This window comes from Kitasatospora sp. NPDC088160, from assembly GCF_044741445.1.
Taxonomy (GTDB): domain Bacteria; phylum Actinomycetota; class Actinomycetes; order Streptomycetales; family Streptomycetaceae; genus Kitasatospora.
In genome coordinates this window covers 259,081-273,829 of the sequence record NZ_JBIUSS010000005.1, presented here as the reverse complement: position 1 = coordinate 273,829, position 14,749 = coordinate 259,081, and the positions used below count along the sequence as shown (strand labels likewise).

At 73.0% G+C, this 14,749-nt stretch carries 9 protein-coding genes; 8 read left to right on the top strand and 1 reads right to left on the bottom strand.

Translation table 11 applies throughout. The features are described 5' to 3' along the window. Nucleotides 1-260: 260 nt before the first annotated feature. The 5 genes from ACIOGZ_RS10015 (at nucleotide 261) to ACIOGZ_RS09995 (ending at nucleotide 5,483) form a co-directional block, all read left to right on the top strand. Complete coding sequence (locus tag ACIOGZ_RS10015) at nucleotides 261-962, top strand: PadR family transcriptional regulator (RefSeq protein WP_063348480.1); 702 nt, start codon at nucleotides 261-263, stop codon at nucleotides 960-962. 126 nt (nucleotides 963-1,088) lie between these two features. Next, nucleotides 1,089-2,171, top strand: a complete 1,083-nt coding sequence (locus ACIOGZ_RS10010) for an inositol-3-phosphate synthase (protein WP_363579861.1) — start codon at nucleotides 1,089-1,091, stop codon at nucleotides 2,169-2,171. Nucleotides 2,172-2,311: 140 nt separating this feature from the next. After that, nucleotides 2,312-3,649 (top strand): MFS transporter, encoded by a 1,338-nt coding sequence (locus ACIOGZ_RS10005; protein WP_363579862.1) that lies wholly within the window; start codon nucleotides 2,312-2,314, stop codon nucleotides 3,647-3,649. 96 nt (nucleotides 3,650-3,745) lie between these two features. After that, nucleotides 3,746-4,390 carry a hypothetical protein gene (locus tag ACIOGZ_RS10000; RefSeq protein WP_400985524.1) on the top strand — a complete coding sequence of 215 codons (645 nt, stop codon included), beginning with the start codon at nucleotides 3,746-3,748 and terminating at the stop codon, nucleotides 4,388-4,390. A 34-nt stretch (nucleotides 4,391-4,424) separates the two neighbouring features. Next, on the top strand, nucleotides 4,425-5,483 hold the full coding sequence (locus ACIOGZ_RS09995) for a hypothetical protein (RefSeq protein ID WP_400985522.1): 1,059 nt from the start codon (nucleotides 4,425-4,427) through the stop codon (nucleotides 5,481-5,483). Between the two features lie 58 nt (nucleotides 5,484-5,541). Here the strand turns inward: ACIOGZ_RS09995 and ACIOGZ_RS09990 are convergent, their stop codons facing one another. Continuing rightward, nucleotides 5,542-6,942 carry a CCA tRNA nucleotidyltransferase gene (locus ACIOGZ_RS09990; RefSeq protein WP_400327508.1) on the bottom strand — a complete coding sequence of 467 codons (1,401 nt, stop codon included), beginning with the start codon at nucleotides 6,940-6,942 and terminating at the stop codon, nucleotides 5,542-5,544. A 355-nt stretch (nucleotides 6,943-7,297) separates the two neighbouring features. Here ACIOGZ_RS09990 and ACIOGZ_RS09985 point away from each other — a divergent pair, with 355 nt between their 5' ends. The 3 genes from ACIOGZ_RS09985 (at nucleotide 7,298) to ACIOGZ_RS09975 (ending at nucleotide 14,711) form a co-directional block, all read left to right on the top strand. Next, nucleotides 7,298-9,889, top strand: coding sequence for a DUF6049 family protein (locus ACIOGZ_RS09985; protein ID WP_400985520.1), 2,592 nt, complete (start codon nucleotides 7,298-7,300; stop codon nucleotides 9,887-9,889). A 57-nt stretch (nucleotides 9,890-9,946) separates the two neighbouring features. Beyond that, entirely contained in the window at nucleotides 9,947-12,430 is a 2,484-nt protein-coding gene (murJ, locus tag ACIOGZ_RS09980; RefSeq protein WP_400985518.1) for a murein biosynthesis integral membrane protein MurJ, read from the top strand. Between the two features lie 307 nt (nucleotides 12,431-12,737). Next, the gene (locus ACIOGZ_RS09975; protein ID WP_363579867.1) at nucleotides 12,738-14,711 is read left to right on the top strand and encodes a serine/threonine protein kinase; all 1,974 of its coding nucleotides are present in this window, start codon (nucleotides 12,738-12,740) and stop codon (nucleotides 14,709-14,711) included. Nucleotides 14,712-14,749 lie beyond the last annotated feature (38 nt).

Sequence of the window (14,749 nt, the reverse complement as noted above, 5' to 3'; positions counted from 1 at the left end):
GCACACGCGACAGCGTACGCAGCCGGGAATCCCAACTAATCGGGCATCAGTCCCCAATGACCGCAAAACGGCAGCAGATCATTACACGCCCGTTGCCAATCACTCCTGCGCGTCGGCTTGTGATCACCTTCACGCGTGCCCCCCTTGCCCGTTCCGAGGGCCCGGTTTACTGTTCTCGATATATCGAGCCGATACATCGACGCGGCATACCGCCCGATGCAGCGGCCGGACGACGGCCGAGAGGAAGGAGGACGACGGCAATGGGCAGGCGCTCAGGAGTGCTGGAGTTCGCCGTTCTCGGTCTGCTCCACGACGCCCCGATGCACGGCTACGAGCTGCGCAAGCGGCTCAACGTCCTGCTCGGAACGTTGCGGGCGTTCTCGTACGGAACGCTCTACCCGTGCCTGAAGAGCCTGGTCGCCCAGGGTTTCCTGGTCGAGGACAACCCGGACGTCGAGTACGTCCCGGCCACCGCGCTCAACGGCAAGCGGTCCAAGACCGTCTACCGGCTCTCCCCCGAAGGCAAGCAGCGCTTCGAGGAACTGCTCGCCGACTCCGGGCCCGACGCCTGGGAGGACGAGCACTTCGGCGTCCACTTCGCGTTCTTCGGCCAGACCGACCGGGCCGTGCGGATGCGCGTCCTGGAAGGGCGCCGCAGCCGGCTGGAGGAGCGACTGGAGAAGATGCGCAACTCGCTGGCCCGGGCCCGCGAGCGGTTCGACGACTACACCGTCGAGCTGCAGCGGCACGGACTGGAGTCGGTGGAGCGCGAGGTCCGGTGGCTCAACGAGCTGATCGAGACCGAGCGGGCCAACCGCACCGGCCGGACCGGGCCCGCCACCGGCGGCAACACCACCGCCGTACCCCACAAGACTTCGGACGGCCGTGGCCAGGAGGAAGGGTCCCAGGACCCGCCCGGGCCACCGTACGACCGCCCGGGGCGCTCCGCCCAGGAGCGCTGACACCGCGTCAGCCCTGTGCCGCGCGGCAGGAGTGGGCGCCTCGCGCCCGTACAAGCAGTCATCGAAGAAGCAGGACGAGTGCCGTCGACCCCGGCGGCCCTCATGAGATCACAGGGAGCAACCGGAATGGGTTCGGTTCGCGTAGCCATCGTGGGCGTGGGCAACTGCGCCGCGTCGCTGGTGCAGGGTGTCGAGTACTACAAGGACGCCGACCCGGCCGGCAAGGTCCCCGGGCTGATGCACGTCCAGTTCGGTGAGTACCACGTCCGCGACGTGGAGTTCGTCGCCGCGTTCGACGTCGACGCCAAGAAGGTCGGCTTCGACCTGGCCGACGCCATCGGCAGCAGCGAGAACAACACCATCAAGATCTGCGACGTGCCGCCGACCGGCGTCACCGTCCAGCGCGGCCACACCCTCGACGGCCTGGGCAAGTACTACCGGGAGACCATCGAGGAGTCCGACGAGACCCCGGTCGACGTCGTCCAGGTCCTCAAGGACCAGCAGGTCGACGTCCTGGTCTGCTACCTGCCCGTCGGTTCCGAGGCCGCCGCCAAGTTCTACGCCCAGTGCGCCATCGACGCCAAGGTCGCCTTCGTGAACGCCCTGCCGGTGTTCATCGCGGGCACCAAGGAGTGGGCGGACAAGTTCACCGAGGCCGGCGTGCCGATCGTCGGTGACGACATCAAGTCCCAGGTCGGCGCCACCATCACGCACCGCGTGATGGCCAAGCTGTTCGAGGACCGCGGTGTCATCCTCGAGCGCACCATGCAGCTGAACGTCGGCGGCAACATGGACTTCAAGAACATGCTCGAGCGCGAGCGCCTGGAGTCCAAGAAGATCTCCAAGACCCAGGCCGTCACCTCGCAGATCCGCGACCGCGAGCTGGGCGCCAACAACGTCCACATCGGCCCGTCGGACTACGTGGCCTGGCTGGACGACCGCAAGTGGGCGTACGTCCGCCTGGAGGGTCGCGCGTTCGGCAACGTCCCGCTGAACCTGGAGTACAAGCTCGAGGTCTGGGACTCCCCGAACTCCGCCGGTGTCATCATCGACGCCGTGCGCGCCGCGAAGATCGCCAAGGACCGCGGCATCGGCGGCCCGATCCTGTCGGCCTCCTCGTACTTCATGAAGTCCCCGCCGGTGCAGTACTTCGACGACGAGGCCAAGGAGAACGTCGAGAAGTTCATCCGCGGCGAGGTCGAGCGCTGAGGTCGAGCGCCGGAGCCGGCGGCGGGTGACCGCCGCCGGCCGCGCCGAAGGGCCCACGATCATCGGATCGTGGGCCCTTCACCGTTTCTCGGCGAATGTTTCACGTGAAACGGCGGCCGGTTCCATGGCACTCTGGGCGGGTGGCGATCACCGAGAACGGCAGCACCCACCAGTCCGCACACCGTGCCACGCTTTTCGGTCTGCTCCGCGGCCGGGACTTCCGGCGGCTGCTGACCGCCCGGGTGCTCTCCCAGCTCTCGGACGGCGTCTTCCAGGTCTCGCTCGCCGCCTACGTCGTGTTCTCCCCGGAGAAGCAGTCCTCCCCCGCCGACATCGCCTCGGTGCTCGCCGTGATGCTGCTGCCGTTCTCGGTGATCGGCCCGTTCGCCGGGGTGCTGCTGGACCGCTGGCGCCGCCGCCAGGTGCTCTACTACGGCAACCTGGCCCGCTTCGGGCTCGGCCTGGGCACCGGCGCCCTGCTCCTGGCGGAGGCGCCGACCTGGCTGTTCTTCGCCTCGGCGCTGCTGGTCACCGCGCTCAACCGGTTCATCCTGGCCGGCCTGTCCGCCGCGCTGCCCCGGGTGGTCGAGCAGGACCAGCTGGTCACCGCCAACGCGCTCTCCCCCACGCTGGGCACGGTCGCCGCCGCCTCCGGCGGAGGGGTCGGCTTCCTGCTGCACCAGGTGATGACCCCCGGGCCGAAGGCCGACGCCGCGCTGGTCACGGTGGCCGCGCTGCTCTACCTGTCGGCCGCACTGGCCGCCCGCCGGATGGACCGCGACCTGCTCGGCCCGGAGAAGCACGGCGACCGCCCGGCGCTCGGCCAGGCGCTGGTCCGGGCCGCCGTCGAACTCGGCGCCGCCGTACGCCACTTGGTGCGGGACTGCCGGCCCGCCGTGCACGCGCTGGCCGCCGTCACCGCGGCCCGGTTCTGCTACGGCGTGCTGATCGTGGTCGTGGTGATGCTCGCCCGGTACACCTTCAACGACCCGGCCGACAGCGCGGCCGGACTGGTCACGCTCGGCCAGGCGGTCGGCCTGTCCGCCGCCGGGTTCTTCGTCGCCGCGGTGATCAGCCCCTGGTGCACCCGGCGGCTCGGCCTGGCCGGCTGGATGACGGTCTGCCTGGCGGCCCCGGTGCTCTTCGTCCCGGCGCTCGGCCTGAGCTTCACCCTGCTGCCCTGCCTGCTCGCGGCGCTGCTGCTCGGGGTGGTCACCCAGGGCACCAAGATCTGCGCCGACACCGTGGTCCAGGAGTCGGTCGAGGACGAGTACCGCGGCCGGGTCTTCGCGATCTACGACGTGCTGTTCAACGTCGCCTTCGTGACCGCCGCCCTGGTCACGGCGCTGGTGCTGCCGCTCTCCGGCCGCTCGGTCGTGGTGGTCGTCGGGGTCGCCGCGGTGTACGGGCTCTCGGCGCTCCTCTACCTGCGCTCCGCCCGGCGGTACGGGCCGCTCCCCGGCGACCAGGCCTCCTGAAGGCCCTCGGCCCCTCGGGACGGGGGCGTCCGACCGAGTCGCTAAGGTACGTCAGACCTGTCGGAGCGACAGCACTCGGCCTCGGGGGACGAACTGATGAGCACACCGCCCGGCCCGTACGGGCCACCTCCGCCGTACGGGCCGCCCCCGCAGCCGGCCCCGCCGTACGGGCAGGTGCCGTACATCCCGTCGCAGCCCCAACCCGCACCGCCCGGCTTCGGACCGCCGCAACCCGGACCGCCCCAGCCCGCACCGCCCGGCTTCGGACCGCCCCCGGCCTACGGCCAGCAGCCGCCCGGCTACGGCACCCAACCGCCGTACGGCCAACAGCCGCCCGTCGGCCCGTACGGCTACCCGCCGCCCGCCCCGGCCGACGCGGCGCCCGCCGCGAAGCGCGGCGTCAAGGCGAAGCTGCGGATCGTCGGCGTGGTCGGCGGCTGCCTCGCGCTGGCCGTCGGCTACTTCGTCAGCGGGCCGAGCATCAGCAGCGCCAAGCCCGGCGACTGCGTCCGGGTGAGCGGCACGCGCGATGTCGAGATCGTCAAGTGCACTGACACCAAAGCGAATTACCGGGTCCTTTCGACGTTCGGCGACACCACCGACGTGAACCGCTGCCGGCAGACACCGCAGACCACCAGCGCCGTCTCGGGCAAGAGCGGACGCCGCTGGAACAAGAAGCGGTACGTGCTCTGCCTCGGCCCGATGACCCCGGCCGGCGCCCCGCTGCCGGGGAAGGTCTGACCTCTCCACCACCACCGCATCCCCGGGGGATCTCTTGTCCGTTCCGCCGCCCCAGCTGCCGTACGGTGCCCCGTCGCCCGACGACGGCAACCCCTACGCCACCGGAAACCCCTACGGCCGGCCGACCCCGCCACCGCCGCCCGGCCCGCCGCCCGGCTACGGCTACCCGGCCGCCCCGCCACCGCCCGACCAGCCGTACGGCTACCCCCCGCAGCCCGCGCCCGGCTACGGGTACGGATACCCGCCGCCGGCGCCGCAGGACGGTCCCGCCTGCCGCTTCTGCGGCGGCTTCCCGGCCGTGGACGCCACCGTCCGCGGCCACCAGGGCCTGGTCCTGGCCTACCGGATGCTGCGGATGCCGGGCCCGTTCTGCCGCACCTGCGGAACGGCGACGGTGCGCGACCTGTCCGCCCGCACCCTGCTCCAGGGCTGGTGGAGCCCGGCGTCGGTGCTGCTGGCGCCGATCACCCTGCTGCTGAACCTCGCCGCCAACGGCAAGGTCAAGCGGCTGCCGCCGCCCGTCCCGGGCAGCCACGGCCCCCAGCTCGACCCCGGCGTCCCGCTGGGCCGGCGTCCGCACGCGCTGATGCTGCTGCTGCCGCTCTCGGTGGTCGTCACGCTCGTCCTGGCCGCCACCGGGGTGCTCGGCCCGAAGGACGACGGCCCGGCCGCGCCGATCGCGGTACCGACGGTGGCGGTGCCCCCGGTGACCACCTTCTCGGCGCCACCGCTGCCGACCCACGCGCCGCGGCCGTTCCCCTCGCCGACGTTCAGCATGCCGCCGGTGCCCACCATCACGCTGCCGCCGCCGACCGCCCCCAGCACCGCGGCCGACAGCATCGACCGGGCCAACCCCGGCGATTGCCTGCGCAACGAGAACGGCACCGGCGCGACCCACGACGCCAACCCGAAGATCACCATGCTGCCCTGCGGCGACTCCCGCGCCCAGTACAAGGTGGTCTTCAAGTACCTGGCCACGTCCGACGAGAAGGTCTGCGAGAAGCAGCCGAAGTCGGACAGCACCTACACCCGCACCTACTCCAACCTGCCGGCCCTCAACTACGTGCTCTGCCTGCAGAGCCTCCACGGCTGACCCGGCACGCCCGAGGGGTGGTCCCGGCCGACGCCGGGACCACCCCTCGCAGCGTCGCTCAGCCCTGCTGCTCGGCCCACCAGGCCCGCAGCGCGGCCACCGCCTCGTCGTGCTCCAGCGGGCCGTGCTCCAGCCGGAGTTCGAGCATGTGCTTGTACGCCTTGCCGACCTGCGGGCCGGGCTTGAGCCCGAGCAGCTCCATGATCTGGTTGCCGTCCAGCGCCGGGCGGACGGCGTCCAGCTCCTCCTGGGCCTTCAGCTCGGTGATCCGCTGCTCCAGGCCGTCGTAGGTGCGCGACAGCGCCGCCGCCTTCTTGCGGTTGCGGGTGGTGCAGTCGGAGCGGGTGAGCTTGTGCAGGCGCTCCAGCAACGGTCCGGCGTCGGTGACGTAGCGGCGCACCGCGGAGTCCGTCCACTCGCCGCCGCCGTAGCCGTGGAAGCGCAGGTGCAGTTCGACCAGGTGCGAGACGTCCTCGGTGAGCTCCTTGGAGTACTTGAGCTCGCGCATCCGCTTGCGGGTCATCTTGGCGCCGACCACCTCGTGGTGGTGGAAGGAGACCCGGCCGTCCGACTCGAAGCGGCGGGTGCGCGGCTTGCCGATGTCGTGCAGCAGCGCGGCCAGCCGCAGGGTGAGGTCCGGGCCGTCCTGCTCCAGGTCGACGGCCTGTTCCAGGACGGTCAGCGAGTGCTCGTAGACGTCCTTGTGCCGGTGGTGCTCGTCCCGCTCCAGCCGCAGTGCGGGCAGCTCGGGCAGCACGTGGTCGGCCAGGCCGGTGTCGACCAGCAGCCGCAGGCCCTTCACCGGGTGCTTGGCCAGCAGCAGCTTGTTCAGCTCGGCCTGGACGCGTTCGGCGGACACGATGGTGATCCGCTCGGCCATCGCGGTCATCGCGGCGACGACCTCGGGGGCCGGCTCGAAGTCGAGCTGGGCGGCGAAGCGGGCGGCGCGCATCATCCGCAGCGGGTCGTCGGAGAAGGACTCCTCGGGGGTCGCGGGGGTGCGCAGCACCCGGGCCTCCAGGTCCTCCAGGCCGTGGTGCGGGTCGATGAAGCCGCGGCCGGGCAGGTCGACGGCCATCGCGTTGACGGTGAAGTCCCGGCGGACCAGGTCCTGCTCGATGGTGTCGCCGTAGGTGACCTCGGGCTTGCGGGAGGTCCGGTCGTACGCCTCGGAGCGGTAGGTGGTGATCTCGATCAGGAAGGAGCCCTCGGGGGTGTCCTTGCGGGCGCCGACCGTGCCGAACGCGATGCCGACGTCCCAGACCGCGTCCGCCCAGCCCTTGACCAGCCTGAGCACCTGCTGCGGGCGGGCGTCGGTGGTGAAGTCCAGGTCGTTGCCGAGCCTGCCGAGCAGGGCGTCCCGCACCGAGCCGCCGACCAGGGCCAGCCGGTGGCCGGCCGCCTCGAACCGACGGGCGATCTCGTCGGCCACCGGCGACACCCGCAGCAGCTCTTGCAGCCCCAGGGTCTGGGCCTCGCTCAGGCCTGGGACGGCCTGGACGGCGGTGCTGGAACGGTCGAGGTGCGCGGTGGACTCATTGGCAGTGGACACGGCTCACAAGAGTACGTGGCCCGGCAGGTCAACCGCCCGCGCGTTTTGGGCGTCTCACCCCAAGGCCCGCAACACTGCACCACGGGCTGCATCGTTACCATGCCGGTGGACGAGTCTCGGGCACCGGACAGGGGATGCGGTGTCGCGTGCCGCCGTGGACGGCGGAGCTCCCGCGGCACCAGCGCGGCGAACAGCGTCAAGCGAAGAACGTCAAGCGAACAGCATCAGCAGCGAGCGATCGAGAACGGCGAGGGCGGAACGAGTGAGTGAGCCGGCACGGCACTCGGGCCTGGGGGCGGACCGACGGCCCGGAAGGACCGAACGCCCCGTCGAAGGGCACGGTACGGGGCGGCGCGCGGGGCGGGCGGCCCGCCGCGCCCGCCGCCTCGCCGCCGTCTGCGGGGCCGCCCTGGCCCTGTTCTCGGCGGTCGCCCCGGCCGCGGCGCTACCCGCCGGGGGCGGCATCCGGCCGACCGCCGACAACGGCGTCTCGGCCGAGTACCCGGTGGAGATGACCATCGAGACGGTGGCACCGCAGGTGGCCAGCCCGAACGGCATCGTGAAGATCACCGGGCACGTCACCAACACCGGCAAGGCGGCGGTCAAGAACGCCCACGCGGCCGTCCGCAAGCCGCTGTCCAGCAAGCCGCTGCAGCGGCGCAGCGACCTGTCCCTGGTGACCACCCGCAGCGGCCCGAGCAACTCCGACGGCGTGGAGCTGGACAGCCCGCAGTACGCCCTGCCGGAGCTGGGCCCGGGCCAGAACCAGCCCTACACCCTGAGCGTCTCGGTGAGCGACCTCGGACTGTCCGACAGCGGCGTCTACGAGCTCGCGGTGGACGCCTGGGGCTCGACCGCCGACAACCAGCGCGACCGGCCGCTGGGCATCGCCCGGACCTTCCTGCCGTACAACCCGGGCGGCGCCGAGGCGCAGCCCAGCAAGGTCACCACGCTCTGGCCGCTGGTGCACGCGCCGGTGCTGGCCGCGCAGACCTACTCCGACAACGACCAGCCCGTCCCCGTCCTGCGCGACGACAGCCTGACCGCCGAGTTCTCCCCGGGCGGCCGGCTGTACGAGCTGGTGGACACCGGAGCCAAGATGACCGGGCTGACCTGGGTGGTCGACCCGGACCTGCTGGACACCGCGTTCGCGATGACCAAGCAGTACCGGGTGCAGAAGCCGGGCCAGGACGTCGTCGGCAAGCCGGCCAAGGACGACAACACCGTCCCCGGCACCGGCCAGGCCGCCGCCGCGGCCTGGCTGGACAAGCTGCGGACCGCCGTCGCCAAGCCGGGCGGCCAGGTGGTGTCGCTGCCCTACGCCGACCCGGACCTCGCCTCGATCGCGCACAACGGCGCCGACCTGACCGGGATGGGCACCGCCCTGGGCAAGGCGGCCACCGCCGGCCGGCTCACCGTCGAGGGCCGGCTGTCCGTCGACACCCGCTCGGACGTGGCCTGGCCGTACCAGGGCTACCTGGACCAGCAGATCGCCGGCGTCGCCCAGCAGGCCGGCAACGGCCTGGTCCTGGTCAACGGCGCGAGCATGCCGGAGCCGGACGCGATGAACTACACCCCGACCGCGGTGCGCCCGATCGGCAACGGGCAGAACGCGGTGGTCGCCGACGAGACCGTCTCCTCGCTGTTCCAGACCGACCTCGCCTCCCCGCAGGCGCAGTCCAGGGCGAACCAGCGCTTCCTCGCCGAGACCTACACGATCACCCACGAGCAGCCGCAGAACCAGCGCGGCCTGCTGGTGATGCCGCCGCGCGACCTGACCGCGAGCACCGCCAAGGTGCTGGCGGACGCCCTGCAGACGGCCTCCGACAACAAGTGGCTCGCCCCGGTCAAGCTGGACGCCCTGGCCCAGGCCGCGCCCGACCCGAAGGCCAACACCACCGTCCCGGCGGCCGCCGACTACCCGGCCCAGGCCCGCGCCTCGGAGCTGTCCGCGGCCGAGCTGAGCAGCACCGACGAGATCCAGCAGAACCTGGACACGCTGATGCGGGTGCTCACCCTGCCGCAGCGGGTGCGCGGCCCGTTCAGCGCCGCGATGGTCCGCTCGCTGTCCACCGAGTGGCGCACCAACACGGCGGTCGGCAGCACCTACCGCGAGGACGTCGCCAAGTACCTGGACGAACTGACCGGGGCCGTCCGGGTGACGAAGAAGAACGTGGTCACCCTCGCCGGCGACACCGGCCTGGTGCCGGTCAGCGTCCGCAACGACCTCACCCAGACCGTCACCAACCTCAAGCTGGTGCTCACCTCGACCCAGCCGAACCGGCTGCGGGTGGGCAAGGAGGAGGAACTGGTCATCCCCGCCGCCCAGAGCGCCACCCTCCGGTTCCAGGCCGAGGCGCGCAACAACGGCCCGGTCACCATGACCGCCCAGCTCTGGACCACCGGCCCCAACCCGCAGAAGTACGGCGAACCGCAGCAGTTCACGGTGGAGGTCACCTCGGTGACCAACGGCGTGCTGTACGTCTTCGCGGCCGCCGCCGCCCTGCTGCTGCTGGCCGCGCTGCGCTTCGTGCGCCAGCGCAAGCGGCGGGCCGGGCAGCCGCACGCCGACGGCGACCAGCCGGTCGACGGCCCGGCGGCGGGCGGCGCACCGGCCCCGGCGGCGGACGGGGCCCGGGACGGGGCGCAGGACGCGGGCGGGGACGCGAGCGGGGACGCGAGCGGGGAGAAGCCCGACGGCGAGGCCGGGGGCGGTGCCGGCGAACCCGCCGGGAACGGCCCCGAAGACGGCTCCGACGGCGGATCCGCCGAGGCCGGCCCCGCGCAGACACCGCGCGGCAGCAACGCGGATGGCCGGGATCGGACCGCCAGTGATGAGAAGGTTGGTCCTTGATACCGCCGACCCCCCGCAACGCCGGGCCGGCCTCCCCCACGACAGCGAAGAGGTGACATGACCGGGCGCAGCGAGGAGCGGCCGCCGGGCCGCGGTGAGAACCGGCCGGGCGCCGAGTCGCCGTCCGGCGACTGGTACGTGGCCGACACCTACGCCCAGGACCCGTACGCGGCCGACGCGTACGGGAACCCGCAGGCCGGCCAGGACCCGTACGGTCTGCGGGCCGACCGGCCCGCGGCACCTCAGCCGCCGGCCACCGCGTACGACGTGCCGCCGCAGCTGCCGCCGCAGGGCGGCGGCTACCCGACGCCGGTGCCGCCGGCGCAGTACTCGGCGCCGACGCCGTTCGCGGCCCCGGTGCCGCCCGTGCAGCCCGGCTGGGACACCCCGGTGCAGGCCGCCTGGCAGGAGGCCCCGGCTCCGGCCGGCGGCGGCCAGTGGGGCGGCCCTGAGCAGCCCCGGCCGCAGTGGGAGCCGGGCCCGGCGCACTCGACCTGGGACAGCGAGACCACCGAGTACGTCGGGGTGGACGCGCTGTTCGGCGGCCACCAGGCGCAGGCCGCGGCCCAGCCGCCGGTGCCCCCGCCCGCCCCGGCGCACCCGGCGGCACCGCCGGTCGCGCCCCCGCCCCCCGCCACCGCCGTGCCGCCGGTCGCCCCCGCGCCGTACCCGCCGATGGGCGGCTACCCGGGGCAGCAGCAGTACGCCGGCCCGGACGGGCACCGCCCCTTCGTCCCCCCGATCGAGTTCGACCCGCCGCTCTCCGAGGACGAGGCCACCATGCAGGTGGCCGCCGTGGCGGTGCCGCCGGCGGTGGAGCCGCTGGCGGACCTCGTCGCCGAGGAGCGCGCCGCACAGCTGGCGCCCGCGGCCGAGCCCGCCCCGGCGGCCGGCGGCGGCAAGGTCGCGAGCCTGCTGAACTCCAGCGCGATCATGGCGGCGGGCACGCTGGTCTCCCGCGGCACCGGCTTCGTCCGGACCATGGTGATCACCGCGGCCATCGGCGTCGCCGTCATGGGCGACTCGTACAACGCCGCGTACACCCTGCCGACCCTGCTGTACATCCTGATCGGCGGCGGCGCGCTGAACGCCGTCTTCGTGCCGCAGCTGGTGCGCAGCATGAAGAACGACGAGGACGGCGGCACCGCGTACGCCAGCCGGCTGCTCACCCTGGTGATGGTCGGGCTCGGTGGCGTGGTGTTCCTCGCGGTGCTCGGGGCACCGCTGCTGGTGCAGCTGATCTCGCACTCGATGATGGAGAACGCGGACCGCGCCGAGACCACGGTCGCGCTGGCCCGGTACTGCCTGCCGACCATCTTCTTCATGGGCGTCCACGTGGTGATGGGGCAGATCCTCAACGCCCGCGGCCGGTTCGGCGCCATGATGTGGACCCCGGTCCTCAACAACATCGTGGTGATCTTCACCTTCGGCGCCTACATCTGGGTGTTCGGCGGCTACAGCGGCACTCAGGTGACCCCCGAGGGCATCTCGCCCGAGGGCGTCCGGCTGCTCGGCCTCGGCACCCTGCTCGGCCTGGTCGTCCAGTCGCTGGCGATGATCCCGTACCTGCGGTCGGCCGGCTTCCGCTACCGGCCGCGCTTCGACTGGCGCGGCCACGGCCTGGGCAAGGCCGCCCGGCTGGCCAAGTGGACCTTCTTCTTCGTGCTCGCCAACCAGGCCGGCTACCTGGTCATCACCCAGCTGGCCACCGCCGCCGGCAGCGCCGCCGAGAAGGGCGGCCACGAGGGCGTCGGCCTCGCGGCGTTCTCCAACGCCCTGCTGATCTGGCAGCTCCCGCAGGCCGTGATCACCGTCTCGATCATGAGCGCGGTGCTCCCCCGGCTCTCCCGGGCGGCGGCCGACGAGGACGCCGGCGCCGTCCGCGACGACCTGTCGTACGGGCTGCGCACCACCGCGGTGGCGGTCGTCCCGGGCGCCTTCCTGTTCCTGTCGCTCGGCCCGGTGATCGCCCGCTCGATCTACGGGATCGGCGGCGGTGACCGGGCCCTGGACAACGCCACCAACGTCGGCCTGATGCTGTCGGCCTTCGCGCTCGGGCTGATCCCGTACTCGGCCCAGTACGTGATGCTGCGCGGCTTCTACGCCTACGAGGACACCCGGACGCCGTTCTCCAACACCGTCTGGGTCGCGGTCTGCCAGGCCGGGTTCTCGGTGCTCTGCTGGTTCACGCTGCCCGCCCAGTGGGCCGTGATCGGGATGTCCTTCGGCTATGGTCTGGCCTACGCCGTCGGGGTGGCGGTCGCACTGCCGAAGCTGAAGAAGAAGATCGGCGGGCTGGACAGCAAGCGGATCGGCAAGACGTACAGCCGGCTGGCCACCGCCGGCGTGCCGTCCGCGCTGGTCGGCCTCGGCGTCAGCCTGGCGGTCCAGCAGGTGCTCGACGGCTGGATGGGCAGCGTGCTGTCCCTCGTCGCGGGCGGCGGCCTCCAGCTGGCCGTGTTCGTGCTGATCGCGAAGCGCCTGCGGATCGAGGAGCTCAACGCCATGCTCGGCATGGTGCGCGGCCGGCTGGGCCGCTGATCCACCACACCGACCGACCGGACGAGCGGGCGCCCTGACCGGGTGTCAACGGGAGCCACCGGCTCCTCCGCCCGTCCGGCCGGGTGCCGGGCCGCCGCCCGCGCCCGGCTCCGCCCGGGCCGCGAGATGGCGGCCCGGTGTCGGATCTGCACCACATCTCTCCACCAGCACGCAACCGAGCGCGCCCCTCAGCGGTCGTACTCGGTGGAGAAGAGTGGGCACAATTGTCCTGGAGCACGTGGCCGCCAACCCGCGGGCTCCAGCGACTCTCTCAAGCCGGGGCGACACAAGGGGAGGCAGGACCACGGTGGCTGATGGCACCAAGGCGGTCGTCGACACGTCAGCAGCTGACGCGGCGGCGGACGAGGCCGCACTGGCCGCGGCGATCGACGAGCTCACGGCGGGGAAGGCCGCCCCGGCGGGCGCCGCCGACACCTCCTCCAAGGACCCGTCCGAGGACGCGCCCGAGGACCGGGGCGCCGCCCCGGACACCCCGGTGGCCGCCGACGCGGGCACCGACGCCTCCGACGCCGGCCAGGACACCCCCCACGGCGAGGAGACCTCGGAGATCACCGCTCCGCTCTCGGCCCACGAGATCGCCGCCGAGCTGGCCGCGGGCACCGCCCGGCGCAAGCCCGCCGCCCCGGAGCCCGCGGCCGCCAAGCGCCGCCCCACCGACCCGCAGCCCACCGTCGACCCGCGCGACACCGCCACCCTGCCCCGCACCCTCCCCGCCCCGCTGCGGCACAGCGGCGACATGATCGGCCACCGGTACCGGCTGGAGGAGTGCATCTCCCAGACCGAGACCTTCAGCAGCTGGCGCGCGGTCGACGAGAAGCTGCGCCGGGCCGTCGGCGTCCACCTGATGGCCTCCGGCCACCAGCGCGCCCGCAAGGTGCTCGCCGCCGCGAAGTCCGCCGCCCTGCTCGGCGACCCGCGCTTCGTCCAGGTCCTGGACGCCGTCCAGGAGGGCGAGCTGGTCTACGTCGTGCGGGAGTGGCTGCCGCACGCCTCCGACCTCGCCAAGCTGCTCGCCGACGGCCCGATGGAGCCGCACGAGGCGTACCAGATGGTCCGCCAGGTGACCGACGCGGTCGCCGCCGCCCACCGGCGCGGCCAGGCCCACCTGCGGCTCACCCCGCGCTGCGTGCTGCGCACCGACAGCGGCCAGTACCGGATCAACGGCATCGCGGTGGACGCCGCCCTGCGCGGGCTGCCCGACGAGGACGGCACCGACGGCTCCGAGCGCACCGACACCCGCGCGATCGGCGCCCTGCTGTTCGCCGCGCTCACCCACCGCTGGCCCTACCCGGAGGACCGCTACGACCTCCAGGGCCTGCCCAAGGGCCTCCAGAACGCCGCGCCGGACCAGGTCCGCGCGGGCGTCCACAAGGGCCTGTCCGAGCTGGCCGCGCGGGCCCTGTTCGACCACCCGCCGCACCACGCCGAGCCGATCACCACCCCGGAGGAGCTGACCCGGGCGATCGCGCAGATGCCCCGGATCCGCCAGCCCGAACCGGAGCTGCCCGCCTTCCCGGCCCCGCCCCGGCACAACACCCACGCGCTGCCGACCGCGCCCAACCCGACCCGGGTGGCCGACCCGGCCGTCGCCCCGCTGCCCGCCTCGTCCCGGCCGACCTCGAACCGGCGCACCCGGCGGCGGCTGCGCCGAGTCGTCAAGGCGACGGCCTGGACGGTCGCCCTGGGCGCCATCGGCGTCGCCTCCTGGCAGTTCGTGGACAACCTGCGCAACACCGGACCGGGCACCCCCCCGCGGGCCTCGGCCACCAGCGACGCGCCGACCCCGCAGGCCAGCACCCACAATCCGACGCCGATCGCGCCCAAGGCCGCCCTCTCGTACAACCCGAAGGGCGACTCGGCGGAATCCGCCTGGGCCCTCCCCAAGGCCATCGACGGCGACCCCAGCACGAGCTGGCCGACCTTCGGCTACGACGACCAGTTCGTCCCGGGCGGCTACAAGGAGGGCACCGGTCTGCTGATCGACCTCGGCTCGCCGCACGCCGTCAGCTCGGTGAGCGTCCAGTTCGTCGGCACCACCACGGCCGAGCTGCGGATCCCGAACGGCCAGGCGGCGGACAACCCGCAGAAGGCGCCGCTGACCTCCTTCACGACCGTGGGGAAGAAGAGCGGCAGCAGCGTCGACTTCGCTCTCAACGCCCCGACGAACACCCGCTTCCTCTTGATCTGGCTGACCAGCCTGCCGAAGGATACGGATGGCAAGTTCCGCGGGCAGGTCGCCGAGGTCAAGGTCTCCGGCTGACCGGAGGTCCGGCCTGCGGAACGACGGCGAGGGGGGCG

What these genes read in the sequence shown, in the direction of transcription:
- ACIOGZ_RS10010 (WP_363579861.1), top strand. Translation starts at nt 1,089, where the DNA reads ATGGGTTCGGTTCGCGTAGCCATCGTGGGCGTGGGCAACTGCGCCGCG.
- ACIOGZ_RS10000 (WP_400985524.1), top strand. Translation starts at nt 3,746, where the DNA reads ATGAGCACACCGCCCGGCCCGTACGGGCCACCTCCGCCGTACGGGCCG.
- murJ (WP_400985518.1), top strand. Translation starts at nt 9,947, where the DNA reads ATGACCGGGCGCAGCGAGGAGCGGCCGCCGGGCCGCGGTGAGAACCGG.
- ACIOGZ_RS10015 (WP_063348480.1), top strand. Translation starts at nt 261, where the DNA reads ATGGGCAGGCGCTCAGGAGTGCTGGAGTTCGCCGTTCTCGGTCTGCTC.